The organism is Megamonas funiformis (genome assembly GCF_010669225.1).
Lineage (GTDB): Bacteria > Bacillota > Negativicutes > Selenomonadales > Selenomonadaceae > Megamonas > Megamonas funiformis.
The window spans coordinates 935,148-960,376 of the sequence record NZ_CP048627.1 but is presented as its reverse complement, the minus strand read 5'-3'; the positions used below and the strand labels follow the sequence as shown (position 1 = coordinate 960,376).

General features: G+C 32.3%; 23 protein-coding genes, 1 CRISPR repeat array, 1 riboswitch and 1 other annotated feature. Of the genes, 6 read left to right on the top strand and 17 right to left on the bottom strand.

Features of this window, described 5'->3' with window-relative positions; genetic code table 11:
- Positions 1 to 13: 13 nt before the first annotated feature.
- Positions 14 to 1,120: a tyrosine-type recombinase/integrase gene (locus GXM21_RS04650; protein ID WP_008538273.1), complete on the top strand. Its 1,107-nt coding sequence runs from the start codon at positions 14 to 16 to the stop codon at positions 1,118 to 1,120.
- Positions 1,121 to 1,558: 438 nt separating this feature from the next.
- Positions 1,559 to 2,645: direct repeats of the CRISPR family, unit length 30 nt; unit sequence ATTTAACTTTAACAAGTGTTGTATTTGAAT.
- Positions 2,646 to 2,707: 62 nt separating this feature from the next.
- On the opposite strand, the gene trmD is transcribed toward GXM21_RS04650, so the two are convergent.
- From trmD to GXM21_RS04600, 10 genes are all read right to left on the bottom strand, one after another.
- On the bottom strand, positions 2,708 to 3,448 hold the full coding sequence (trmD, locus tag GXM21_RS04645; RefSeq protein WP_008538275.1) for a tRNA (guanosine(37)-N1)-methyltransferase TrmD: 741 nt from the start codon (positions 3,446 to 3,448) through the stop codon (positions 2,708 to 2,710).
- A gap of 2 nt (positions 3,449 to 3,450) precedes the next feature.
- Positions 3,451 to 3,972: a ribosome maturation factor RimM gene (gene rimM, locus GXM21_RS04640; protein WP_039881331.1), complete on the bottom strand. Its 522-nt coding sequence runs from the start codon at positions 3,970 to 3,972 to the stop codon at positions 3,451 to 3,453.
- Positions 3,944 to 4,351 carry a YlqD family protein gene (locus tag GXM21_RS04635; RefSeq protein WP_008538278.1) on the bottom strand — a complete coding sequence of 136 codons (408 nt, stop codon included), beginning with the start codon at positions 4,349 to 4,351 and terminating at the stop codon, positions 3,944 to 3,946. Before GXM21_RS04635 ends, rimM begins: the two co-directional genes overlap by 29 nt.
- A 130-nt stretch (positions 4,352 to 4,481) precedes the next feature.
- Positions 4,482 to 4,712, bottom strand: a complete 231-nt coding sequence (locus tag GXM21_RS04630) for a KH domain-containing protein (RefSeq protein WP_008538279.1) — start codon at positions 4,710 to 4,712, stop codon at positions 4,482 to 4,484.
- A gap of 15 nt (positions 4,713 to 4,727) precedes the next feature.
- Positions 4,728 to 5,003 carry a 30S ribosomal protein S16 gene (gene rpsP, locus GXM21_RS04625; RefSeq protein WP_008538280.1) on the bottom strand — a complete coding sequence of 92 codons (276 nt, stop codon included), beginning with the start codon at positions 5,001 to 5,003 and terminating at the stop codon, positions 4,728 to 4,730.
- 43 nt (positions 5,004 to 5,046) lie between these two features.
- Positions 5,047 to 6,414, bottom strand: coding sequence for a signal recognition particle protein (gene ffh, locus GXM21_RS04620; RefSeq protein ID WP_008538281.1), 1,368 nt, complete (start codon positions 6,412 to 6,414; stop codon positions 5,047 to 5,049).
- A 2-nt stretch (positions 6,415 to 6,416) separates the two neighbouring features.
- On the bottom strand, positions 6,417 to 6,773 hold the full coding sequence (gene ylxM / locus GXM21_RS04615) for a YlxM family DNA-binding protein (protein WP_008538282.1): 357 nt from the start codon (positions 6,771 to 6,773) through the stop codon (positions 6,417 to 6,419).
- A gap of 127 nt (positions 6,774 to 6,900) precedes the next feature.
- Positions 6,901 to 8,349 carry a sodium:solute symporter family protein gene (locus tag GXM21_RS04610; RefSeq protein ID WP_008538283.1) on the bottom strand — a complete coding sequence of 483 codons (1,449 nt, stop codon included), beginning with the start codon at positions 8,347 to 8,349 and terminating at the stop codon, positions 6,901 to 6,903.
- 170 nt (positions 8,350 to 8,519) lie between these two features.
- Positions 8,520 to 8,770 (bottom strand) — a binding site (T-box leader).
- Positions 8,771 to 8,853: 83 nt separating this feature from the next.
- A complete protein-coding gene (uvrC, locus tag GXM21_RS04605; RefSeq protein WP_008538284.1) occupies positions 8,854 to 10,677 on the bottom strand; it encodes an excinuclease ABC subunit UvrC in 1,824 nt (607 codons plus the stop codon).
- A 39-nt stretch (positions 10,678 to 10,716) separates the two neighbouring features.
- Positions 10,717 to 11,484, bottom strand: a complete 768-nt coding sequence (locus GXM21_RS04600) for a YdcF family protein (protein ID WP_008538285.1) — start codon at positions 11,482 to 11,484, stop codon at positions 10,717 to 10,719.
- 205 nt (positions 11,485 to 11,689) lie between these two features.
- On the opposite strand from GXM21_RS04600, the gene GXM21_RS04595 reads away from it, so the two are divergent.
- The gene (locus GXM21_RS04595) at positions 11,690 to 12,064 is read left to right on the top strand and encodes a MarR family winged helix-turn-helix transcriptional regulator (protein WP_008538286.1); all 375 of its coding nucleotides are present in this window, start codon (positions 11,690 to 11,692) and stop codon (positions 12,062 to 12,064) included.
- An 81-nt stretch (positions 12,065 to 12,145) separates the two neighbouring features.
- Here the strand turns inward: GXM21_RS04595 and GXM21_RS04590 are convergent, their stop codons facing one another.
- The 3 genes from GXM21_RS04590 to GXM21_RS04580 all read right to left on the bottom strand — a co-directional run bounded on the left by GXM21_RS04590 (position 12,146) and on the right by GXM21_RS04580 (position 14,918).
- Positions 12,146 to 12,721 carry an ANTAR domain-containing response regulator gene (locus tag GXM21_RS04590; RefSeq protein ID WP_008538287.1) on the bottom strand — a complete coding sequence of 192 codons (576 nt, stop codon included), beginning with the start codon at positions 12,719 to 12,721 and terminating at the stop codon, positions 12,146 to 12,148.
- Complete coding sequence (locus GXM21_RS04585; RefSeq protein ID WP_008538288.1) at positions 12,714 to 14,141, bottom strand: histidine kinase N-terminal domain-containing protein; 1,428 nt, start codon at positions 14,139 to 14,141, stop codon at positions 12,714 to 12,716. The genes GXM21_RS04590 and GXM21_RS04585 overlap by 8 nt, the downstream gene beginning before the upstream one ends.
- 114 nt (positions 14,142 to 14,255) lie before the next feature.
- Entirely contained in the window at positions 14,256 to 14,918 is a 663-nt protein-coding gene (locus GXM21_RS04580) for a C40 family peptidase (protein WP_008538289.1), read from the bottom strand.
- A gap of 6 nt (positions 14,919 to 14,924) precedes the next feature.
- Positions 14,925 to 15,082: riboswitch (cyclic di-AMP (ydaO/yuaA leader) on the bottom strand.
- Between the two features lie 251 nt (positions 15,083 to 15,333).
- Here GXM21_RS04580 and hrcA point away from each other — a divergent pair.
- The 4 genes from hrcA (at position 15,334) to dnaJ (ending at position 20,191) form a co-directional block, all read left to right on the top strand.
- The gene (gene hrcA / locus GXM21_RS04575; protein WP_008538291.1) at positions 15,334 to 16,359 is read left to right on the top strand and encodes a heat-inducible transcriptional repressor HrcA; all 1,026 of its coding nucleotides are present in this window, start codon (positions 15,334 to 15,336) and stop codon (positions 16,357 to 16,359) included.
- A gap of 48 nt (positions 16,360 to 16,407) precedes the next feature.
- Entirely contained in the window at positions 16,408 to 16,986 is a 579-nt protein-coding gene (gene grpE / locus GXM21_RS04570; protein WP_008538292.1) for a nucleotide exchange factor GrpE, read from the top strand.
- A gap of 90 nt (positions 16,987 to 17,076) precedes the next feature.
- Complete coding sequence (dnaK, locus tag GXM21_RS04565; RefSeq protein ID WP_008538293.1) at positions 17,077 to 18,924, top strand: molecular chaperone DnaK; 1,848 nt, start codon at positions 17,077 to 17,079, stop codon at positions 18,922 to 18,924.
- Positions 18,925 to 19,033: 109 nt separating this feature from the next.
- Positions 19,034 to 20,191, top strand: coding sequence for a molecular chaperone DnaJ (gene dnaJ, locus GXM21_RS04560; RefSeq protein ID WP_008538294.1), 1,158 nt, complete (start codon positions 19,034 to 19,036; stop codon positions 20,189 to 20,191).
- A gap of 41 nt (positions 20,192 to 20,232) precedes the next feature.
- On the opposite strand, the gene csaB is transcribed toward dnaJ, so the two are convergent.
- From csaB to prfB, 4 genes are all read right to left on the bottom strand, one after another.
- The gene (gene csaB / locus GXM21_RS04555) at positions 20,233 to 21,330 is read right to left on the bottom strand and encodes a polysaccharide pyruvyl transferase CsaB (protein ID WP_008538295.1); all 1,098 of its coding nucleotides are present in this window, start codon (positions 21,328 to 21,330) and stop codon (positions 20,233 to 20,235) included.
- A complete protein-coding gene (locus GXM21_RS04550; protein WP_008538296.1) occupies positions 21,323 to 23,377 on the bottom strand; it encodes a DUF5693 family protein in 2,055 nt (684 codons plus the stop codon). The genes csaB and GXM21_RS04550 overlap by 8 nt, the downstream gene beginning before the upstream one ends.
- A gap of 20 nt (positions 23,378 to 23,397) precedes the next feature.
- Positions 23,398 to 24,087, bottom strand: coding sequence for an LmeA family phospholipid-binding protein (locus GXM21_RS04545; RefSeq protein WP_008538297.1), 690 nt, complete (start codon positions 24,085 to 24,087; stop codon positions 23,398 to 23,400).
- A gap of 19 nt (positions 24,088 to 24,106) precedes the next feature.
- Positions 24,107 to 25,214 (bottom strand): peptide chain release factor 2 gene (prfB, locus tag GXM21_RS04540; protein WP_177159371.1). Its coding sequence is split into 2 segments (ribosomal slippage): positions 24,107 to 25,144 and positions 25,146 to 25,214, totalling 1,107 coding nucleotides; the frame shifts between segments, so codons are not numbered across the junction.
- Between the last annotated feature and the right edge of the window lie 15 nt (positions 25,215 to 25,229).

The window sequence follows — 25,229 nt, the reverse complement described above, 5'->3', positions numbered from 1 at the left end:
GGTCATGATATTTATGAAAAAACGAAAAGATGGACGATATCAATCTTCCGTTATGCTTACGGACCCATTGACGAATGAAAAACGCCGTGTATATGTATATGGTTATACAGAAGAAGAAGTACAACGAGAATTAAATCGTGTTAAATTAGATAATGGCAAAGAAATATTAATGCCTACATTCAAAGAATGGGCTGATGAATGGTTAAAAATAAAATCTGATGATGTATCTCCAACAACTATAAACAGCTACAAAGACAGTCTTAGATTGCATATATCCCCTACATTAGATAAATATAAACTAAAAGATATCACTCCGTCATTAGTACGTACCGTATTAAGAAATATTCCAACACAACGAACAAAAGAATACTGCTATATCATCATTAATGCAATTTTACAGCAAGCATTACGAGAGGATTTAATAAATAAAAATCCTTGTATAAATGTAAAAAAGCCTAAAGCAAAAGCAAGGGAAGCTACTATCATATCTGAAGATGAATTTAAACAACTTATAAATGCTACCTCTAATTTGCAACTAAAAGCTATACTTTGGATTGCCTATGATACAGGTATGCGACGTTCTGAAATAGCAGCTCTTCGCTGGCAGGATATAGATTTTAAAACCAATACAATGCACATACATCATGCGATTAAAACAAATAGACATGCTCCACTATCATCTCGATTCTCATTAGGTGAACCTAAAACAGATTATGGTATACGAGATATCCCATTAACTAATATCGTTAAATCTGTTTTAAATAAACATAGAGAACAACAAAAAGAACTATTTAAAAATAACAGTCGTATTTTAACCAATAAAGATTTTGTTTTTACTTCAAATTTTAGAGGACGTTTTGGCGATTTTATTCAGCCGGATAATATAACACATGAGTTTGTGAAATTAAAACGAAAAGCCGGCATAAAATCGGATATAACCTTTAAATCATTTCGCCACACCTGCTTGACTTCTTTAGCGGAAGCCAATATCCCGGCTAAAGCAATTCAAGCACAAGCTGGTCATGCAAATGCTTCTTTTACGCTTAATAGATATGTACACAAAACCGAACAGATGAAACAGACTATAGCTGATTTTCTTAATAATCGTGTTCAAAAATGACATCATATTTGACATCATGCTGACATCATGTTGTGAAATATATAGCTAAATATAATACCTTATATAACATTATTTTTCTCCGAAAAAAACACATTTTAATAATATTATGATGTCAAAGGCTTTATTTTATGTATAAAATTGTTATGCTTTAACTCTTAATCAGCAGGTTCCGGGTTCGAGTCCCGGGTGGGTCACCATATGATTTATAAAATTAAAGCAACTATCAATGATAGTTGCTTTTTGTTTTTTGCTTAATAAAATTTTATTTATCATAAAATTACCAGCTAAAATTAAGAAAAACTCCTCTAAAGCTTGAAAATTAAACCTTTTTATAAAATCTCCAAAAATCCTATTATCGCTGGTAAAAAATAACTAAAATCCTTGTATATCAATACTTTTAATAGTATAATGAAAGTCATAAAGATTGATTTTTCTAGCATTTAACTTTAACAAGTGTTGTATTTGAATATAAGAAAACAAGAAGATAAATATATATTAGAATTTCTATTTAACTTTAACAAGTGTTGTATTTGAATTAGTTATTACCACCTTTTTTAAATATTTAGTAGCTCTATTTAACTTTAACAAGTGTTGTATTTGAATAACCATTTGTGTTCTCCATCTTTATAATAAAAATGAATTTAACTTTAACAAGTGTTGTATTTGAATCAGAAAGCAAAGACATAAACCAGACGCTTGCGGAAGCATTTAACTTTAACAAGTGTTGTATTTGAATGCATTAAAATAAGATGTATTCATTCTTTTTTGTAATATTTAACTTTAACAAGTGTTGTATTTGAATCAAATTTTATCAGAACGCACAAAAAGGCAGTCGTTATTTAACTTTAACAAGTGTTGTATTTGAATAGGGTCAGTAATCTATGACGCTATAGCGCCTTGTGTATTTAACTTTAACAAGTGTTGTATTTGAATCCGCCATACAACTTGTGTTTTAACTAGCGTTATAATTATTTAACTTTAACAAGTGTTGTATTTGAATAATAATATGTTTATGCCTTGACTATCATCTACCCAATATTTAACTTTAACAAGTGTTGTATTTGAATTGTAGTCTACACGTTCACGACCATAGCAATCACCCAAATTTAACTTTAACAAGTGTTGTATTTGAATGTGAAAGTGGTTTATATAGCTTGGTTCTTTCTTCATTTAACTTTAACAAGTGTTGTATTTGAATTTTAGAAAATCAACTATTTCTAATAAATCCACATCATTTAACTTTAACAAGTGTTGTATTTGAATTGACATTGCGTCATAATAAAGCTTTCGATACCCTTAATTTAACTTTAACAAGTGTTGTATTTGAATTTAAATACTTTTACAAAATTTGATTTTTCAGTGTCATTTAACTTTAACAAGTGTTGTATTTGAATGACTTTTATGAAAATCAATCCTTTTCTATTATAAAATTTAACTTTAACAAGTGTTATATTTGAATTCCATATAATAAACTTGTATTTCACGGATAGTTCTAATTTAACTTTAACAAGTGTTGTATCTAAATCTTATTATTAAAAAATTATAAAAGGCTTTTAATAGATTTTGTCTTCTATTAAAAGCCTTTTTTTATTTAGAATTATTTTTCAATTCCTCTAAAAATTTCTTATCATCTTTGCTTAATTCTACTTTTTCAAGTAAGTCTGGTCTATTTGTATACGTAACACGCAAAGATTCTTGTCGACGCCATTTTGCTATTTTAGCATGGTCTCCTGAAAGTAGTACATCAGGTACGCTAAGACCTCTATACTCACGTGGTTTTGTATATTGTGGATATTCTAGAAGCCCATTATAAAAAGAATCTGTTGGCGCAGACTCTCCAGAACCTAATACGCCTGGAAGCATTCTTGATACAGCATCAATTACCACCATAGCTGGAAGTTCTCCACCTGTTAATACATAATCGCCAATAGAAATTACTTCATCAGCTAAATTTTGTACCACACGATTATCAAAGCCTTCATAATGACCACAGATAAATATTAACTGATCAAAATTAGCAAGTTCTTTTGCTTTTTCTTGAGTGAATACTTTTCCAGTAGGACACATCAATATAACCTTGCTATTTTCAATTTGCGTCTTAGATTTAACGTCTTCTACAGCTCTAAATAATGGCTCTGGCTTCATCACCATGCCAGCGCCACCACCATAAGCTGTATCATCAACTTGATTATGCTTATTAAAAGCAAAATCACGAGGATTTGTTATTTGTATATCTAAAATATTTTTTTCAATCGCTCTTTTAGTAATACTACAACCAAAAACTCCGCCAAACATCTCAGGAAATAAAGATAATATATCTATTCTCATAATTACACTTCCTGATTTTCATCCCAAATTACTTTCATAAATCCATCTTCAACATTTATTTCAGTAACTACTTTCTTTAATGCTGGAATTAAAATTTGTCTGCCATCTTTAGCTTTAGTAATATATACATCATTGCTACCAGTTTTCAAAATTTCTGTTATTTTACCTAAAACAACATCATCTTGATTGATTACTTGAAGTCCGATTATATCAAAAGCATAATATTCTCCATCTTCAAGTGGTGGCACATCACTGCGATTTATTTTCAATAATTTATTCGTAAAACGTGCTACTTCTTCACGAGAATTAACACCTTCTACTTTCATAACTACAAAATTCCCCTGATAGCGAGTAGAAATAATATTTATTTCTTTATCGTCTACATATGCTTTTTTTATAGTATTAAATCTATCCGGAAAATCTGTTAAAGGATATACTTTCATATCGCCTCTAACACCATGAGCTGCACCGATTTTACCAATAATAATCTTTTTATTAGTTACGGATTTCAATGATTTTTTCATCCTCTACGATAATTTCAGTATTCATAACAGCTGGCATTTTATCGCCAACTTTTACATTAAATACATGTTGCATAGTACCTTGAATAATTTCAGCACCTAAACCTAAATGTTTCATATCAGCAATATCTTGTTCAATTTTAGCTTTTAATTTTAAACCTTTAGCTTTGTCTACTTCCATTTTTTGAACAATTGCTCCAACTTGTTGAATATTATCTTCAGCATGTTCTTCTAAAAATTTTTTCTTTTGAATGTCGATTTTAGATAATTTTAAATCTACTTCTGCTAATTGTTTTTCCATTTTATCTAACATTTTAGCTCTAAATTTTTCAGTAACTTTTACTTTAATTGTTACTGGACATTGTAAAGAAATGCTTTCCATAATTATAACCTCACTTTAATTATTTCATTAATCTCATGATATATACTATCATATATATATTATAATGAAAAGATTTTGGATAAAGAGAAAGCCGAAAGTCATAATCGACCTTCGGCTATTTTTATTGCAATTATTCGATGATATCAACTGTAACTTTTTTATTTTCACAGGAAGCTGCAGCTTTCACTACAGTTCTCATGGCTTTGGCTATACGGCCTTGTTTACCAATGACTTTTCCCATGTCAGCTGAAGCTACACGCAATTTTAACAAAACATGATTACCATCAACGATTTCATCAACAGTAACTTGTTCTGGATAATCAACGAGTGATTTTGCTATTACTTCAACAAGTTCCTTCATCTATTTGCCTCTTTCTTATTTCTTAGCATGTTTAGCTGCATCAAATTTAGTCATGATACCTTTTTTGCTAAGTAAAGATTTAACTGTATCTGTAGGCTGAGCACCTTTGAGCATCCAGTCTAAAGTTTTTTCTTCATCAATATTGATAATAGCAGGTTCTTTTGTGGAATCATAGTTACCTAAGATTTCGATGAAACGACCATCACGTGGAGCACGAGAATCTGCTACAACGATACGATAGAATGGACGTTTTTTAGCACCCATACGATTTAAACGAATTTTAACTGCCAATGTTTTCACCTCCTTAAAATGATTAAGTTATATTATAGAAGGTTTATCTAAAGAAAGGAAGTTTAAAACCGCCTTTTCCTTTTTTACCTTTCTTATTTAACTGTTTCATATTAGACATTTTCTTCATCATTTTTTTCATTTCATCAAATTGCTTTAAGAGCTTATTGACTTCCTGAACTTTTGTTCCACTACCCATAGCGATACGCTTACGGCGAGAACCATTGATGATTTTTGTATTTCTTTTTTCCTCCGGTGTCATGGCTCTAATAATAGCTTCGATATGTTTGATTTCTTTACCATTCATATCGATATCCACATCACCGAGTTTTTTCTTAAGTCCACCCATACCAGGTATCATACCTAAGATATTTTCAAAAGAGCCAAGCTTTCTCACTTGATTTAATTGAGATAAGAAATCATCTAATGTAAATTCATTTTTGCGGAAAGCTTTTTCCATTTTTTTTGCTTCTTCTGCATCAAAAGCAGTCTGTGCCTTTTCAATTAAAGTAAGCACATCACCCATACCTAAGATACGAGAAGCCATTCTATCTGGATAAAATGGTTCTAAGGCTTCTAATTTTTCACCAGCACCCACAAATTTAATAGGGCAACCTGTAACAGCTTTAACGGAAAGCGCCGCACCACCGCGAGCATCCCCGTCCATTTTAGTTAAGATAACACCATCTAAACCTAAATCATTATTGAAGCTTTCTGCTACATTAACTGCATCTTGACCAGTCATTGCATCAACTACTAATAAGATTTCATGCGGTTTTACATCTTCTTTTATAGATTTCAACTCTTGCATGAGGTTTTCATCTATATGAAGTCGTCCTGCTGTATCGATGATTACAATGTCATTAGCATGAGATTTTGCATAATCTATTGCTTCATTAGCGATACGCACAGCATCTTTACAATCTTCTTTAGCAAATACTGGAATATCAATTTGACTACCGAGTACTTGTAACTGCTTGATAGCTGCTGGACGATAGATATCTGCTGCAACCATCAATGGGTGTTTGCCTTGCTTTTTAAACATCAAACCAAGTTTACCAGCAGATGTTGTTTTACCTGCCCCTTGAAGACCTACCATCATAATAATTGTAGGAGCTTTTGGTGAAATATTTATATGACTTTGAGTCTGCCCCATCAATGCTGTTAACTCTTCGTTAACAATTTTAATAACAGCTTGTGCAGGTGTCAAGGACTCTAAAACTTCTTGTCCTACTGCACGTTCTTTTATTTTTTTAATAAAATCTTTAACTACTTTAAAGTTTACATCGGCTTCTAATAAAGCTATGCGAATTTCTCGCATGGTAGCATTAACATCATCAGCTGTTAATTTACCATGACCACGCAATTTTTTAAAAGTCTCTTGCAAACGATCAGCTAAATTTTCAAAAATCAAATTTATGCCTCCTTGCTATCATTTGTTAACACAGAAATACGTCTTATTATATTATTAAGCCTGTTATCTTCTGATTCCTGCTTTAATGCTAATAAATCAGATAAAATTGACAAAAGCTCTGTTTTTTCTTTTGTCGAACGGGCTGCCAAACCTAATTTATCTTCATATTGCTGCATGATTTGCTCACTGCGACGCAACATGTCATAAACAGCTTGACGTGAAATTCCTAACTCTGTACTTATCTCTGATAGTGAAAAATCTTCAAATAAGTGCATTTGTAGACAACGTTTCTGTTTGTCAGTTAGCAAAGCCCCATAAATATCAAATAAAGCGCTCATGTGCAAAAACTTTTCTAACATTTAAACCACCTGAGCTTTCATTATTCATCAAATTTAATTATGTCCTACGACTTTGACTATTATATATGACAAAAAATAACCTGTCAAGTATTTTTACTTGTCAGATTATAAATTTTATTATTTATTTTTATCTGCTCAAAACTTCTTGATTTACCATGACTTTTGCTGATGTAGTTTCTTTCTCAACTATTTTAATTGGCTGTTTATCCACAACACTGATAATCAAAAAGCTGATTATACAAATAATCCATTCAAAATAAATTACATGTGGCAATACATGTATCTGAGGTACAAATTGCCATAAAACCAATCCTATCAAACCTACAACAGTAGTGTAAAATGCTGAATTTTTACGACAAAGACTAGGCGCAAATACAGTAAATAAAAATACTACAGTGAAGGCAGTAGTCAAACTTAAACCAATCATCATAGTTTTTAAAATTCCCACTGCATTAAATGCTAACCATAAAGTAGCAAGACCTACTAATAATATAACTAAACGATTTACTTGCAAAAATTTTGCAGTTGTTACTTGTGGATTGATAAAACGTTTATAAATATCTTGAGAAATAAGTGTGCCTGCACCTAATAATATTGTACAAGCAGTGGAAACATCTGCTGCCCATAATGCTGCAAGTGTTATTCCTGAAACTACAGGATCTAAGCTCATAATGATTTGAGGAAGTGCCATAGTTGGATTAATATCTGGATATTGAACTTTAGCTGCTAAGCCTAAAATAGCTGATAAAAATCCAATTGGAAAAATCAATGCTCCACCTAAAATAAAGCCTTTTTTTGCTGTTTTAGCATCTTTTGCACCGCAGGCAATCTGTACAGTTCCTTGCAATGTAAGTGCTTGAGATATCATAATTAAAATCCAACCCAACACTACGGCTAAACCTAAGCCACCAATAGGACTAAACCAAGAAAAATCAACTACAGGTAAATTATTATTGATATTTACAAGTCCACCGTTATTATCTACGACAGAAATAGTTGAATATAAAATTCCTAAATAAATTAAACTAACACTTATCATATTAGACATACCAGAAGACCACAATCCGCCCACAACAGTGATACCAATAAAAACTATGGCACTCATTATCATGCCTGTTTTCATAGAAAATATATCTGGCATAAGTGTTGATAAAATTGCCCCGCCTGCTACATATTGAAGTGAAGTAATACAAATAAGAATAATTGCTAAACCAATTGCACTTATAAGACGACCTTTTTTATCATAATAACGTTCAAATAATTCTGGTATCGTAGAACAACCCATTTGTCTATATTTTCCTGCGGCTAAAATTCCCATAACCACAGCACCAATAGCCCATGCTCCATTGTACCAACCAGCTGCTATTCCTACCTGTGTTGCATTTTCTGCCACACCAACAGTAGAAGCAGCCCCTACAGCAAGACCTGTTACATTAAAAGCAATAAGTGATGTAGATAATTTTCTTCCTGCAAATAAATACTCCATAGGATTTTTATTAGCACGATGTTTTACATAAAAAGATATTGCAAATAATAATACTACATATAGACAGACTATCATTAATTGAATAGACATAGTTTTCATCCTTTCTTATGATGTTAATCAAAATTTTTACTTTCACATCAATCTTTAAATTACTGCAGATTAAATTTTAATTTGTCAAAAACTTAAGTATTATTATCAGCTGATATAAGTTTAAAATAAATTCATCTAACTAAAAAAGCATACAAAAAAGCTCGTCCCTATATAGGGACGAGCTGTTATAACCCGTGGTACCACCCAATTTGCTTTTTTAGCCACTCATTCGGATACTAACATATCCTAGCCCATGATAACGGAGGCACTCCGACAAAACTTACTTAATTAATCTCAATTATTATAATTGTTCAGCCTTGCAACTCTAAGGTGTATTTCAATTTAATTCACTACTATGTCCCACCAAACCATAGCTCTCTGCAAGCTTCATAAATTTACTTTTCCTCTTCACTGTTTTTATCTGTCTATTACTATAACAATAAAATTCATATTTGTCAATGATTATTTATTGTAAACTTGTAAATTAAATGTACAGTTGTAAATTTATTTTAATTTACTGCTCACTAACTCATGTGTACGGAAAAAATTATATATAGATTTTGCTATTTGCTCGCTAATCCCTGGTACCGCCATCAATTCATCAACTGAAGCTTTTTTTATATTTTGTATCGTTTCAAAATGGTCAAATAAACTTTTCCTTCGCTTAGCACCAATTCCAGAAATATTATCTAATATAGATATTTTATTGCGTTTTGTTCTAAGTTTACGATGATAAGTAATCGCAAAGCGATGAGCCTCATCTCTTATACTTTGCACCAAATATAAAGCATCTGATTGTCGTGGCAAAATAACAGGCTCTGATGATTGTTCTGTAAAAATATATTCAAATTGCTTAGCAAGCCCCACTACAGGGACGCTATAATGACCTGCTCCACGAATAATTTCCAAAGCTGAACTCAATTGACCTTTACCGCCATCAATGATTATCAAATCTGGTAAATCACTTTTATCAATGCCTACATATCTGCGAGTAGTTACTTCCCTCATCGACATAAAATCATCTGGTTTTCCTTCAGTAGAATTTATCTTAAATCTGCGATAAGAATTTTTATCTGGCTTGCCATCCTGAAATACCACCATAGAGGCTACTGTTTCTGAACCTTGAATATGCGATATATCAAAACATTCCATACGCATTGGTGGCTTAGGTAAATTTAAATATTTTTGTAAATCATAGACAGCACCTAAACTACGAGCCTTCATATCTTTTAATTTTTGCTCTTGCTCTAATAAATATTTTTCTGCATTTTCTTTTGCCATCATCAAAATATCTTTTTTTACACCACGTTTAGGCAATAAAATTTTTGTCTTTTTCTTTTTTTCTGTCCAAAGCCATTCTTGCAATAATTCTATTTCTGCTATCTCTTCTGGTATCAATATTTCTTTAGGAATATCCACCGCATCATTATAATATTGTTTCAAAAAAGCTGTTATCAAATTTTTTTCATCATCATCTTCATCATTTAATAAAAATTGATTGCGACCTAACATTTTACCATTGCGAATAAAAAATATCTCTATACAAATTCCATAATTAGCTCTAGCGATACCGATAGCATCTATATCACCATCATCTAATAATATCTTTTGTTTTTCCATTATCTTGCGCACAGCTAATAATTGGTCTCTCAATCTAGCAGCTTTCTCAAAATCTAAATTCTGTGCTGCCATCTGCATTTTTTTCGCCAAATTCTGCTCTACAACTTCACTTTTACCTTCTAAGAATAAACATACTCCATCTACCATCTCTTTATAAGTATCTTCATCAATATAATTAGCACAAGGAGCTAAACATCTTTTTATATGATATTCTAAACAAGGTCTATCTGCTAAATGCTTGCAAGTTCGCAAAGGGAATAATTTACGCAATAAATTTAAAGTTTCCTTCATTGCTGTAGAACTTGTATATGGACCAAAATATCTTGAGCCATCTTTGATAAGGCGACGAGTAGTTACTATTCTTGGATATTTTTCATTCAACGTGATTTTTAAATAGGGATAAGTCTTATCATCACGAAGCATAATATTATATTTAGGATGATGTTTTTTTATCAAATTACATTCTAAAATTAATGCTTCTAATTCATTATCTGTAACTATTGTCTCAAAATCTTCTATATGCGACACCATAGCAATTGTTTTTGCTGAATGATTTCTACTCGATTGAAAATATTGTCGCACACGATTTTTTAAATTAATCGCTTTACCTACATATATAATCTGTTTTTGCTTATTTTTCATCAAATAAACACCTGATTTTGTAGGCAATAATTTTAATTTTTCTTGTAATACTTCATTAATCATCATTTTATATTCTCTTTAATCTAATTATATTTATATTAAAACTCATTGCATTTTTAATTTTAAAGCCAAAATACCCAAATATTCACGAATAGCCATACAAGATGTATTTAAACTACCATTATTAGGTAAGAAATTAAAAATACTAAAGACTAACTCATCACTCATTTGATAATCTGCTACATATGGTGTAGCTTCAATTCCTTCACGTGCAAATATTTCCATTGCTCTTAACAAATGAAAGCCTGATGTAATTACTAATGGCTTAGTAAAATTATATTCTTCCATTATAACTTTGCTATTTTGCACATTCTCTACTGTATTTCTGCTCTGATTTTCTAATATCAAAGCTTGCGAATTTACGCCCATACCTTCAAATATACGCTTTTCAATATCAGCTTCTCGTCCTGTATCTTCAAACACCTTTCCGCCAGATAAAATAATAGGAATATCCAATTCTTTTTGCAATCTCATAACTGTAATCATGCGATTAGCTACATATCCTGAAACTTGCCCTTCGCCATCAATATCTGCTACATTTATCGCACCACCACCTAGCATAATTATCACATCATTTTTATCTTGCTTTAACTGTTCAATAGTTTTATTTTGATAAAAATTCTCTAATGGCTTAACTAAATGATAAGCTATAAAATTTGTAGATAACAAATAAAACAATAAAGTAATCATGCTTAAAATATATTTACCTTTAATCTTTTTCCAGTATAAATAAATATTAAATAAAATCAGAAGTGATATAATTCCTCCCGGTGGAATTATAAAAGCATAAAAAATCTTAACTAAATAAAGCATAAATATACCTCCTATAACGTACTTTTTCCCCTAAAAATTATAAATATAACAAAATCATCGTTAATTTCTTCATTAATTTTCATTGTAAAAATATCTATTATTTGTTATAACAGTATATAAGGAGGGGATTATCATCGAAATTTCTCTAGAAACAATTCAACAGACAGACGAATTAGTTCATCAACTATATCAAACAACACGTGCTATGTCAAAAAGTGTAAACCGTGCATTATACAGTACAAATATCTATGGTTCTGAATGGACTATCTTAAAAACAATTCACGATCAAGGCACTATGACACAGACAGCACTTGCTAACTATTTAAATATTGAACCTGCTACAATCTCTAAAACAATTCGTCAGCTGATGAAAAAAAATCTTATCATGCGTCAAAGTGGTGAGGATAAACGTGAAAAATATATTTATCTCACACCATTGGCGATTGAACAATATAATGAATGGTTTGAAGTTATCTCTCAAAATTGTCGCCGAGTATTAGAAGCTGTCAATGTAGAAGAACAAAAAATACTGATGGATTTATTGAGCAAAATAAAAAATAAAATCAATGATGACATTTAACTTTCAAAACATAATTATCATAAATAGTGTAAATAATAAAGAAGGGCATTATCTTATAAAAGTTAATGCCCTTTTTATTTATCATTTTGTAGCTGCGCGAATAATTGATTGTGCAACTTCTTTTATTGTTTTTCGTTTTGCCATACTATATTTTTGTATTCTACGATAAGCTTCACTTTCAGATAAATTATAAGCATCCATCAAAATACCTTTTGCTCTATCTAATAATTTTCTCATTTCTAGTGAATTTTTTATATCATCTAATTCACTTTCTAATTGTTTAATCTCATTAAATCTAGATAGTGCAATTTCTATTGCTGGAAACAAATTACTTGGCTTTATTGGTTTTACCAAATAAGCTAAAACACCTGAATTCTTAGCTTTTTCTACAATGTCTTTTTGGCTAAAAGCTGTAAGCAAAATAACAGGAGCTAATTTTTGGTCAGAAATTCTCTTTGCAGCTGTAATCCCATCCATTTCTGGCATTTTTATATCCATAATCACTAAATCAGGTTTTAATCGCTGCGTTAATTCTATAGCCTTTAATCCATTAAAACATTCTCCAACGACTTCATGCCCAGCTTCTTCTAACATTTCTTTCAAATCCATGCGAATGATTGATTCATTATCAGCAATCACAATTTTTAACTTAGACATCAACTTCACTCTCCATTAAAAATTTATAGGGAATAGCTATCTTGGCATGAACCCCATTATCATTATATAAGTCAAAAGAACCATTCATATCTCCTTCAATTAAGGTTCTCACAATTTGAAGTCCTAAAGATTTTGTCGGTAAATCAAAAAAATTCTCTGGTAAACCATTACCATTGTCATACAATTCTATTATATAGGCTTCATCACTTTGACTTATTTTAAGACCAATTTTACCATAATTTCTGCCTAAAAATCCATGCTCAATTGAATTTAAAATCAATTCATTTATGATTAAAGCTAAATTACTAGCTTGTTTTGATGGTAAAATTATTGTCTCTCCAATGAATTCTGTCTCCAATTTAAAATGACTATCTAACATATTTTGCTGAATTAATTGTAAAATATTTTTTGTTACTTCCATTACATCTATATTTTCATCACCTTGTTGTGATAAAAATTCATGCACAACTGATATACTTAAAATACGATTTACACTTTCCTTTAAAGCTTCTTTTACTTCCATTGAATTTGAGCGTCTAGCTTGTAATCTAAGTAAACTAGCAATAGTTTGCAAATTATTTTTTACGCGATGATGAATTTCTTGTATCACTGCTGATTTTATTTTTAATTCTTTATCTTTTTTTCTAATTTCAGTAACATCAGATAAAATCACTATACGTGTCAATAAATTGCCTGCTTCATTGATTGGAATGTCTCTTCTAATCAAAACTAAATTGCCCACTTCAATTTCTTTTTCATAAGGACATCTAGGCAAAATAGTTTCTTTTCTAATATGCAAAGTCAACTGTCTATCAAAAAGATGACAACCCAACAAATTACTAACACCTAAAACATGATATATTCTTGACGCTACCATATTAGCAAAAATAATGCGTTCATTTTTATCTGTAATGATAATCCCATCTCGTGAAGAAATTGCTCTATACATTTTATTATCTGCTTTTTTAGGCGCATTTTCCAAAATAATAAAGGCAGTCTTCAAAAGACGAGTAAAACCTCTTGTTTGTGTATCTTCATAATTTATCTCAAAACAAATAACAGCTATTACTTCATAATCAACGACAATCGGTATAGTATACATTTGATAAAATTTACCAAAATCTAATTCTCTTTGACCTTCATATTTTGATTTAAATTTAATAGTTTTATCAATTAAAGGCTCTTGTACTTTAGGAATTTCCTTCCCTATTAATGATTGTTTTATAGGATTATACGTAGTATGTGGTTCAAATTCAGAAACAACAGTGAAATAATTTTCTTTTTTGGAAAATGTATACATAGCTACATGCGCATGCACCAAATCAGAAACTAAAGGTAATACTGTATTAATTCTTTGTAAAAAATTAGCTTTCATAGCGGATAAATTAGTAAATTGTCTACAATTATTCAAAAAAGACATTATTTTTCACTTCACTTTCTTTAATTTATGCTTTTATTTATTTTTATAAAGAAAAAAGGAGACCTATCGTCTCCTTTGTATTAAATTAAATTATGTTTAATTTAATTTATGTAATTATAAAACTCTACGTGCTCCAATATAGCAAGATGCCCAATAAGAACTACTTAAAGAATCGACAACTACTCCACGGCTAGAAGAAGCATTAATAAAATTACCATCACCCATATAGATACCTACATGAGATGCTCCATAAGTATAAGTAGAGAAAAATACTAAATCACCAGGCATAAGGTTATCATAAGATACTGGTGTACCTATTTCAAATTGTACATCTGCTGTACGTGGAAGAGAAATACCAGCTGTAGCAAAAACATAACGCGTAAAACCAGAACAATCAAAACCGCTTGGAGTTGTACCACCAAATACATATGGCACGCCAATATAATTCAAAGATGAATTAATGATACGTTTTGCAATGTAATTAGAACTACGGCTTACTACAGGCATGTTACGTCCCATCAATGTTTGATATGTCATAGCGCCAACTAAACCATCATTATCCAAACCATTAGCTGATTGGAATGCTGCCACTGCAGCTTGTGTAGCTGGACCGAAATCTCCATCTGCTGTTACATCATAACCCTGACTTGCCAATGCTGCTTGAATTTCAGCGATTTCTGCACCTTGGTCTCCTAAACGGAAAGAAGATGCGCTAGCAATAGCACTCATACAGATCAAACATAAAGATAAAACTAAAACACGGACAACTTTACTCAAAAAAAAGACTCCTCTCAAAATCGCCTACGAGGTTAGCTGACGGGTTAGGACAGAGAAGGAAAGACTATCCATCTAAAATTTCAGTAAATTCTACCAAAATAAATTAGATTCACCCCAAAAAATTGGTTCTCCCGCTCCTGAGCTGGATTCGGCTTTCTATTTTTATTTTTTTATTACGCTCATAATCTATATTTTACACTATTTTATTAAAAACCTCAACCTATAATCAATAATTTTTATCATTTAGTTTAGTTCCTATATAATAACTAAACTAATTTCAATTGTTTTCATTATACTTAAGAAATTTTTTATTTAATTAAACAAAAGACATTGACATTTTGTCTAAATAGTGATACATTCTTAATTAGAAGTTAGCACTCACTATTATAGAGTGCTAACAATAGGGGTGAAAGAAATGCTAGATGAAAGAAAGCAACGCATTCTCCGAGCCATTGTAGATGACTATATATCTACTGCAGAGCCAATAGGCTCCCGAACAATTGCTAAGAAATATAGTTTGGGAATTAGCCCTGCGACAATTCGTAATGAAATGGCAGATTTAGAGACACTTGGTTATATCAAGCATCTCCATACCTCATCTGGGCGTATCCCCTCATCAAAAGGTTATCGTTTTTATGTTGATGACTTATTAACATTAGAACAAATGTCGGAGAATGAGATATCTCTTATCAATAATTGGTATGCTACTAAAGTACGTTCTGTTGAAGAAATTTTCCGTGAAACTTCACGTATAATCTCTCAATTGACAAAAAATGTATCTTTAGTTTTAGCTCCACAATTAACGCAAACAGCTTTTCAGTATTTGCGATTTTTACCACTTAATGAACATCAAGTAATAGCTGTCATCATGACAGATGCTGGTTTTATTGATAACAAAATTATCGATATTCCAAGTGGTGTTTCTTTTAAGGATTTTGATAATATCGCTAGTATCTTTAATCATTATCTCAAAGGTAAGCGTCTATCAGATATTAGTATGGCATCAATTCGCAAAATTCGTGGTGAAACTGTTAATTCCACAGTTTTCAATGCTATCATTAATATTATAGATGAAGCATTAGCCAAAGATAAGCAAGAACGACTTTATCTAGGTGGTGCAAGAGAATTAATGGAACAGCCTGAATTCCATAATATAGATAAAGTAAAAAAACTATTATCTATGTTTGAAGAAAAACAACTTTTATATGATATTTTACATGCACAAAAAGATGAAAGTTTAGCTGTTACCATTGGTCAAGAAAACAAATATAATGATATTAAAGATTGCAGTATTATCAGTGCCACATATCATTTAGATGGTAAACCAATTGCCACATTAGCTGTTTTAGGTCCAACACGTATGGATTATGGCAAAATAATTTCTTTATTAAAATTTATGAATGCTAATCTTGCTGATATTTTCCATAGATTTCATTTGTAATCTATAAAGATTAAACTATTTATTATTAACTAAGAAGGTGGTTGATTCATGGCTACTCCAGAAGAAACTAAAGAAACTATGCAGACTGAAACTACTTCTGATAACGAAGTTAAAGAAACAGTAGAAGAAACTACTAATGAGACTGCTGTAGAAAATGATGAAGCAACTTTTGATACAATAAAAAAAGAACTTGAAGCTCAAAAAGAATTATTACAGCAAAGCGAAGACCACTATAAAAGATTGCAAGCTGATTTTGCAAACTTCCGTCGTCGCAATGAAAAAGAACGTGAAGAATTATCTAGTGTAGTACTTCAAGGATTAATTAAAGATTTATTACCCATCATTGATAATTTTGAACGTGCTTTAGCTGTTGAAGGAGCTGCTGGTACTCCTCTTCATGATGGAATTTCCATGGTTTACAACCAATTAATGGAATCTTTGAAGAAAAATGGTCTTGAAGTTATTAAAGCTGCTGGTGAAAAATTTGATCCTAATTTCCATCAAGCTGTAATGCGCGTTCAAGACCCTGAAAAAGAAGATGATACCATCGAAGAAGAATTCCAAAAAGGTTATATGGTACAAGGTCGAGTAATTCGCCCAAGTATGGTAAAAGTTGTAGCTAATTAATCATTTAATTAACTATAATTAATATAAAATATTTTATTAAATTGCATAACACTTATATTTATATATAGATGTTTTTAGGAGGAATTTATAATGTCCAAAGTAATTGGTATTGACTTAGGTACTACTAACTCTGTAGTCGCTGTTATGGAAGGTGGCGAACCTACAGTTATTACAAACCCAGAAGGTAGCAGACTTACTCCTTCAGTTGTAGGTTTCACAAAAGATGGTGAACGTCTTGTAGGTCAACTTGCAAAACGTCAAGCCGTTTCCAATCCAGATAGAACAATCGCTTCAATCAAACGTCATATGGGCGAAGTTAATTATAAAGTAAATATTGATGGTAAATCTTATACTCCACCAGAAATTTCTGCTATGGTTCTTCAAAAATTAAAAGCTGATGCAGAAAAATATCTTGGCGAAAAAGTAACTCAAGCAGTTATCACTGTTCCTGCTTACTTCAACGATAGCCAACGTCAAGCAACTAAAGATGCTGGTAAAATCGCAGGTCTTGATGTTCTTCGTATCGTAAACGAACCAACTGCTGCTGCTCTTGCTTATGGTCTTGATAAAGGCGAAGATGGTACAATCTTAGTATTCGACTTAGGTGGCGGTACATTCGATGTATCTATCCTCGAACTTGGTGATGGCGTATTTGAAGTAAAATCCACTAATGGTAATACTCATTTAGGTGGCGATGACTTTGACCATGCAGTAATGAATTGGATGGTAGAAGAATTCAAAAAATCCAACGGCATTGACTTATCTCAAGATAAAATGAGTGCTCAACGTCTTATCGAAGCTGCTGAAAAAGCAAAAATCGAACTTTCCAGCATGACTTCTACAAATATCAACTTACCATTCATCACTGCTGATGCAACAGGTCCAAAACACTTAGATTTAACTCTTACTCGTGCAAAATTTGATGAATTAACAGCAGATCTTGTTGAAGCTACAATCGAACCAACTCGTAAAGCTATGGCTGATGCTGGTTTATCCGTTTCTGAAATCGATAAAATCATCTTAGTTGGTGGTTCTAGCCGTATCCCTGCTGTTCAAGAAGCTATTAGAAAATATCTTGGTAAAGAACCAAATCATGGTGTAAACCCTGATGAATGTGTTGCAGTAGGTGCAGCTATTCAAGCTGGTATCTTAGCTGGTGAAGTTAAAGACGTATTACTTCTTGATGTAACTCCACTTTCCTTAGGTATTGAAACATTAGGTGGTATTTGCACAAAAATCATTGAAAGAAATACTACTATTCCTACTTCTAAGAGCCAAGTATTCTCTACAGCTGCTGATAATCAGCCTGCAGTTAGCATTCATGTTCTTCAAGGTGAACGTGAAATGGCAGCAGACAACAAAACTCTCGGTCGTTTCGATTTAACAGATATTCCACCAGCTCCAAGAGGAGTTCCTCAGATCGAAGTTAAATTCGATATTGATGCTAATGGTATCGTTCATGTATCTGCAAAAGACCTTGGTACTGGTAAAGAACAAAATATCACTATTCAATCTGATAGCGGTATGAGCAAAGAAGATATCGACCGCATGGTTAAAGAAGCTCAAGCTCATGAAGCTGAAGATAAAAAACGTAAAGAAGAAATAGAAACTAGAAATAATGCTGATTCTTTAGTATTCCAAGCTGAAAAAGTAATCAAAGATTTAGGCGATAAAGCTGATGCTAATACTGTAGCTAAAGTAAAAGATGGCATTGAAGGCGTTAAAAATGCTCTCAAAGGTACAGATATCGAAGCAATCAAAAAAGCTATGGAAGAATTACAAAAACCTCTTTATGAATTAAGCGCAGCTGCATATCAGCAGGCTCAGCAAGCTCAACAACAAGCTGGCGGAGCAGGTGCTAATGCACAGCAACAGACCCAGACAAAAGATGATGACAATGTTGTTGACGCTGATTTTAAAGATGTAACTGATAAATAATTTAAGTTTAATTAATATAAGAAATTTGATGCACATAACTCCAGTTAATCCTTAGCTGGAGTTATGTCAATTAAGCATAAAATCTTTATTTAGGTTTAGGTGGTGCAAAGTGAGTACAAAACGCGATTATTATGAAGTCTTAGGCGTAAGTAAAAATGCTACAGAAGCAGAAATAAAAAAAGCCTACAAAAAAATGGCTCGAAAATATCACCCTGACCTCAATCGTGATAATCCTAAAGAAGCCGAAGAAAAATTCAAAGAAGTAAATGAAGCTTATGAAGTTTTATCCAATCCACAGAAAAAAGCTCAATATGACCAATTTGGTCACGCAGCTTTTGATGGTACTGGTGGAGCTGGCGGTGGCTTTGGCGGTTTCGGCGGTTTTGGTCAAGGTGGCTTTGGTGGAGAAGGCTTTGGCGATATCTTTGACATGTTCTTTGGTGGCGGTGGTGCTGGCGGTTCTGCTCGCCGTCGTGGCCCAGAACGTGGTTCTGATTTACGCTATAATTTATCTATTTCCTTTGAAGAAGCTGCATTTGGTAAAACAGTAGAACTCAATATTCCTCGTACAGAAAAATGTTCTAGTTGTAATGGTACAGGCGCTGCTGCTGGTACCCATCCTGAAACTTGCCCTGATTGCCATGGTACAGGTCAAGTACAATTCACTCAAAATACACCATTTGGTCGCATGGTAAATCAGCGTACTTGTTCCCGTTGCAGTGGTACAGGTGAAATCGTTAAAACACCATGTAAAGATTGTAATGGTAAAGGTGTTAAATCTGTTCGCTCTAAAGTTGAAGTTAAAATCCCTGCTGGCGTAGATACTGGAAACCGTATCCGCGTAGCTGGCGAAGGTGAAGCAGGTGTTCGTGGCGGATCTACTGGTGATTTATATGTATATATCACAGTAAAAGACCATAAATTCTTTAAACGTGAAGGCACTGAAATCATCTGCGAAGTTCCTATCACTTTTGTACAAGCTTCCTTAGGCGATACTATAGAAGTACCAACTCTTGATGGTAAAGTAGAAATGAAAATACCTGCTGGTATCCAGTCTGGTACAATAATGCGCTTAAAAGGAAAAGGTATTCCTTTCCTTCGCGGTGCTGGTCGTGGCGATCAACATGTTCGCATTAAAGTTTTAACTCCACAAAAACTTACTGACAGACAAAAAGAACTTCTTCGTGAATTTGCTGGTATTAAAAATGATAAAGCAAATCCAGAACAAGAAAGCTTCTTTAAGACTTTAAAAAATCTCTTTAAATAAAAAAATGACTCCTAGTTATAATTACTAGGAGTCATTTTTTATTATTTATTTTTATCTATAAATTCTAAAGCCATTTCCGCATTTGACCTTGCTAAACTACGCAATTTAGCCATTCGCTTCAAATTCTGATTGCGATATATTTCTTTATTATTCCATTTAGCATTAATTTCTTGCATCAAAGCTTCCACTGTTACATTTTCTAAATCGCCTACAACATCTTCATCAATGGATTTTAAAAATCTATCAATTTTAGGATCATATGATATACCTATCATTGGCGTGCCCATCACACCTGCAAAAATCAATGCATGAAGGCGAATGCCAATCATTAAATCCATATTTCCTACTAATGACATTAATTCCCTTGTTGTAAAATCTTCTTTCAAGACACATGCCGGCTGTTTCATTTTAGCTACAATTTTTTTAGCAGCCTTTACATCTTCTGGATATTGCATTGGCATAAAAACAATCTGAGCATTTAATTTCGTTACTGCTTCATCAGCCACTTCTGCTAAGACGTCTTTATAATGTTGCCATTCACGCCATTCACGCACAGATATACCAATTATCGGCTTAGTGAGTGAAATATGTGATTTCTTAAAAATCTCTCGCCCACTTTTTTTATCTACTGCATTTATTGCTAACACTGGATCTGCTGTAGCCTTTATCGGTGGTTTTACAATCTTAAGCATATCCAATTCTTTTAATGAATCTTTATCGCGAACTGTAATCAAAGCACTATGATTACCAAACCATCTCATCAAGCGTCTTGCGAATTTACCATAAATAGGACCAATACCTTGAGCATATAACATTATCGGTGTATGAACTAATTTAGCTAGAAATAATACACCCATATAATAATATAAGCTTCGACCACTAGTTACATTTTGTAATAAGCTACCGCCACCACTTATAAGTAAATCCGCCTTTTTCAACACTTTCAAAATATCTACTACATTTAACCAATTAACTGCATCAACACTATGGCGTTTTCTTGTATATTCTGGGTCTGATGAAATAACTGTAATATGAAGTTTTGGATTAAGCTCTGAGAATACTTCTAACATTGCAGATAGCATAGCTTCATCGCCTGCATTTTTAGAACCATAATACCCAGAAATTACAATATTATTCATTCAAAGACTTACTCCTATCTGTTGAAGATGCAATATATTGCCATAAATACAATGCACCCATGACAACACAGCCTATGACAGCACCCCATAAAGCACCATCAAAACCTCTCATTAATGACATAAATACCGGCGTACGCATATGTGCAAAAGTTTCTACCATAGAACCTTGTCCAATAGTCGCTACTATAGATAAAATAAAGAAGATAGCTGCTGGCCACTTACGATACCATGCCATGATCATTATTATAAACGCTGGATGACCAATAAAAATTTCTTTTGAACGAGGTCTTGCATAAAACGCTTGTTCTAAGAAAGCTCTTATTTTCAATTCTATGCCAGGAACAGGAACGCCAGCTGTATGACCGGAACGACCGATAAAGATAACAGCTACAATCATAGCTATCAAAAATCCTACTAAAGCTTTTACAGATACAGTCATATTCAATATACGTTTAGCCTGTTCTTTAAAAGCTGGTGGTGTTAATAAATTATCACCGAATATATCAAAACGTTGCATAAAGGCTATAGCCACTAAAATAATTGGCAATACAAATGTTAATTTGATACCACGGAAAATACTCATTTCCAAGAAGAATTCTACATCAGATAAAATACCAGATAAGAACATTGCCCCCATCATAGAAACAACACTTGCACAGACAATAGCTTTCACTGCTTTTAATAATAATGGACCAAATTTTAATTTACCAATTAGACGATTTCTACGAATTACATCTAATTGACTTATCATACCAATAGCAGGAAAAACATTTGCCGCAGCTAAAGCAGCCATTATACGAATTGTAGAGCCCTTTCCTATCAATACTGGAACAGCTGTTATTACAAAGCAGATTGCTAATAAAATATACTGTTTTTTATTTGATAAACTTGGGTAAACCAAAGAAATATACAATACACAAGCACTACAAATACCTAAAAGCATTATAACTTGCAAAATTGTATTACCAAAAAATGGCTCAAAATGACTAGCAGGCCCAATAATGAAACCTTTAGATTCAAGTTTTGCTTTTGTATCTGAAATATATTTCATATTTGTAGCTAATAAGGACATATCACCTTCAGGTTTTTCATAAATATGCATTAAATCTATACGTATATTACGCTCTTCATCAGTGTTTGCCCAACGTTCAACAGCTACATCCATTTTCAATTTTGGCTGTTCATCTTTTGGTATAGTATATAATCTAGCGACTTTATAATCTAAACCTCTAGCAATATCATATAAACCATCTTGTGGATAAAATTGCAATTGTGTAACATGTTCAATCATACCAAGAGTGATATCTCTTTCTTTCATCAACTCAATAGTACGTTCAGTATTATGCAAACCACCTAATGTTTCAGAACCAGAAAATACTATTTCTGATATTTTGAAATCCTTTAAACGGTCAAAAACTGCATTGATATCATCATCTGTTACATTCTTATAGTTACTAGGTCTAGCCAACACATAAAAACCTGCATCATTAACAGCCTTCATTTCATCAGTTGGCATACCTAAATTCATTTTTAATAACTCTGTATAATTAGCTTTTACTGCTAATATTTCTTGATTTCCTAAATCTAGAACATTTACCCTCTCTTTGCCTAAGCGTCTAAATAAATCTTCTTTTACTTCTGTATATGTTTGCTTATCATGTCCTACAACATATACTTCGTCAGCTTTTATAGTACCTTGCTGAACTAAAGTACGCCATGCAGGATCACTTAAAGTTCCACTATAATAATTTTCTAGTACAGAACTACCTGCAATAGCCATAGCTTTGCCATTTTTATTCAATTTTTCAAATGTAGTTTCATATACAGCAAGTGAAGAAATGCCTGCCTGTTTTGCTTGAGATAATACTTCCTCTACTGGTATTCCTTCTAATTGAGCCAATTTAACCATATCTTCATAATCAATGGCTAAATCCACTGTCATATTTGCTTTTTCTACACTATTACGTTGAATATTTACACCAATAGCAGCTATTAGGCCAATTATTATACAAACAATCAACAAACGATTATATTTAAACTTTGTCAATCTCTATTCCACCTTACTTATTACTTATTGATACCTGCCTCAATAAGTACTTGACCATTTTGCTGTTCTACTCTAGTAAATTTTGCACCTTCTAATGGTAATTTATCTGTTGAAACTAAGAATATATCTTTAGTGAAACTTATACCAATTTTACCAAACAATCTGTTTTCTGTATTAGCATCTGTAATGCGGAAAAGTAAATTTTTCCCTTCCACTACAATAATACCTTTTACATTGATAGTTGCTTCTTGCCCTAAGAAAGAAATTTTTCCTGTAGCCTCAACATTATCAGGTGTAATTTTTACTGCTATATCAGAAATTTTATCTACTTCTTTTGCTAATAATTGAGCTAAATTATTTTCATCGATTAGACCTGTTATTGTTAAATTATCAGCTGAGTTTATCACCAATCTACGAGCTAATAATAAATCTTGTACGCTAATCTCTATATTTTCGCCCTTTAAAGATAACTTATTTAAATTTACTTTATCTAATTTTATATTTGTAGCTTCAATATCTATATTATCTACTTGACCAAATAGCATCATAAAGCTAGGTGATGTTTCTATATTGGCACTAACAGAATCAGTTTGCAAACTTCTTTCTATACGTCCAGATATTTGATTACTTATATATGTTGGTAATATATAAGTTGCACCTGCCAATGCTATTACAACTACAAGGATTAAACCAATTAATAATTTTCGCAAATTCAAGATACCTCGTATTTTAAATTATATGATTAGCTTTTGCATGTAGATAAGATTCAATAAATTTATTGATATCTCCGTCCATTACGCCTTGTGTATCACTTGTTTCTGTATTTGTTCTATGGTCTTTTACTAAGTTATATGGGTGGAATACATAAGAGCGAATCTGGCTACCCCATTCAATTTTTTGCTGGTCACCTTCAAGTGCTGCAAGTTCTTTTTCTTTCTTTTCCATTTCAAGTTCAAAAAGTCTAGCACGAAGTAAACGCAAACATTGTTCACGGTTTTGTAACTGAGAACGTTCACTTTGACATTGTGCTACAACACCTGTTGGAATATGTGTCATACGTACAGCAGAGTCAGTTTTATTGATATGCTGTCCACCTGCACCACTTGCACGATAAGTATCTACACGTACATCAGCCATATTGATATCCACTTCTACATCATCATCAATTTCTGGCATAACATCACAAGCAGAGAAAGATGTATGTCTACGGGAGTTAGCATCAAATGGAGAAATTCTAACTAAACGATGAACGCCTTTTTCTGATTTTAAATAGCCATAAGCATTATGACCTTTAATCAATAAAGTAACAGATTTTACCCCAGCTTCATCACCTGGCAATAAATCTGCTGTTTCTACGCTAAAGCCATTGCGTTCTGCCCAACGTCCATACATGCGTAATAACATCTGTGTCCAGTCTTGCGCTTCTGTTCCGCCAGCACCTGCATGTAGAGTCAAAATTGCATTATTAGCATCATATTTTCCTGATAATAATAATTCTAATTCCAACTGTTCTATAGCTTCATTGATTTCTTTAATCTCTGCTTCTACATCATCGCAAACAGTTTCATCTTTATCTTCCATGCCCATTTCCCATAAAATCTGCATTTCTTCAAATTTATGGAGAATGTTTTTATATTTGTCTACACCAGCTTTGACACCATTTAATTCTTGAGTGATTTTTTGGGCTTGGTCTGGATCGTCCCAAAAAGTAGGTTCACCCATTTTATATTCTAGCTCAGCAATTTTTTCTTCTTTGCGAGCGATGTCAAAGTGAATCCCCCATTTCAGTGAGCTTTTTTTCTATCGCTACAATCGTAGTGTGTAAATCTTCTAGCATCATTTCACTTCCTTT

Bases quoted from the DNA above. Each gene is read 5' to 3' on its own strand.
- GXM21_RS04650 (WP_008538273.1), top strand. From the start codon at position 14: ATGAAAAAACGAAAAGATGGACGATATCAATCTTCCGTTATGCTTACG.
- trmD (WP_008538275.1), bottom strand. From the start codon at position 3,448: ATGAGAATAGATATATTATCTTTATTTCCTGAGATGTTTGGCGGAGTT.
- rimM (WP_039881331.1), bottom strand. From the start codon at position 3,972: ATGAAAAAATCATTGAAATCCGTAACTAATAAAAAGATTATTATTGGT.
- GXM21_RS04635 (WP_008538278.1), bottom strand. From the start codon at position 4,351: ATGGAAAGCATTTCTTTACAATGTCCAGTAACAATTAAAGTAAAAGTT.
- GXM21_RS04630 (WP_008538279.1), bottom strand. From the start codon at position 4,712: ATGAAGGAACTTGTTGAAGTAATAGCAAAATCACTCGTTGATTATCCA.
- ylxM (WP_008538282.1), bottom strand. From the start codon at position 6,773: ATGTTAGAAAAGTTTTTGCACATGAGCGCTTTATTTGATATTTATGGG.
- GXM21_RS04610 (WP_008538283.1), bottom strand. From the start codon at position 8,349: ATGTCTATTCAATTAATGATAGTCTGTCTATATGTAGTATTATTATTT.
- uvrC (WP_008538284.1), bottom strand. From the start codon at position 10,677: ATGATGATTAATGAAGTATTACAAGAAAAATTAAAATTATTGCCTACA.
- GXM21_RS04600 (WP_008538285.1), bottom strand. From the start codon at position 11,484: ATGCTTTATTTAGTTAAGATTTTTTATGCTTTTATAATTCCACCGGGA.
- GXM21_RS04595 (WP_008538286.1), top strand. From the start codon at position 11,690: ATGTCAAAAAGTGTAAACCGTGCATTATACAGTACAAATATCTATGGT.
- GXM21_RS04590 (WP_008538287.1), bottom strand. From the start codon at position 12,721: ATGTCTAAGTTAAAAATTGTGATTGCTGATAATGAATCAATCATTCGC.
- GXM21_RS04585 (WP_008538288.1), bottom strand. From the start codon at position 14,141: ATGTCTTTTTTGAATAATTGTAGACAATTTACTAATTTATCCGCTATG.
- hrcA (WP_008538291.1), top strand. From the start codon at position 15,334: ATGCTAGATGAAAGAAAGCAACGCATTCTCCGAGCCATTGTAGATGAC.
- grpE (WP_008538292.1), top strand. From the start codon at position 16,408: ATGGCTACTCCAGAAGAAACTAAAGAAACTATGCAGACTGAAACTACT.
- dnaK (WP_008538293.1), top strand. From the start codon at position 17,077: ATGTCCAAAGTAATTGGTATTGACTTAGGTACTACTAACTCTGTAGTC.
- csaB (WP_008538295.1), bottom strand. From the start codon at position 21,330: ATGAATAATATTGTAATTTCTGGGTATTATGGTTCTAAAAATGCAGGC.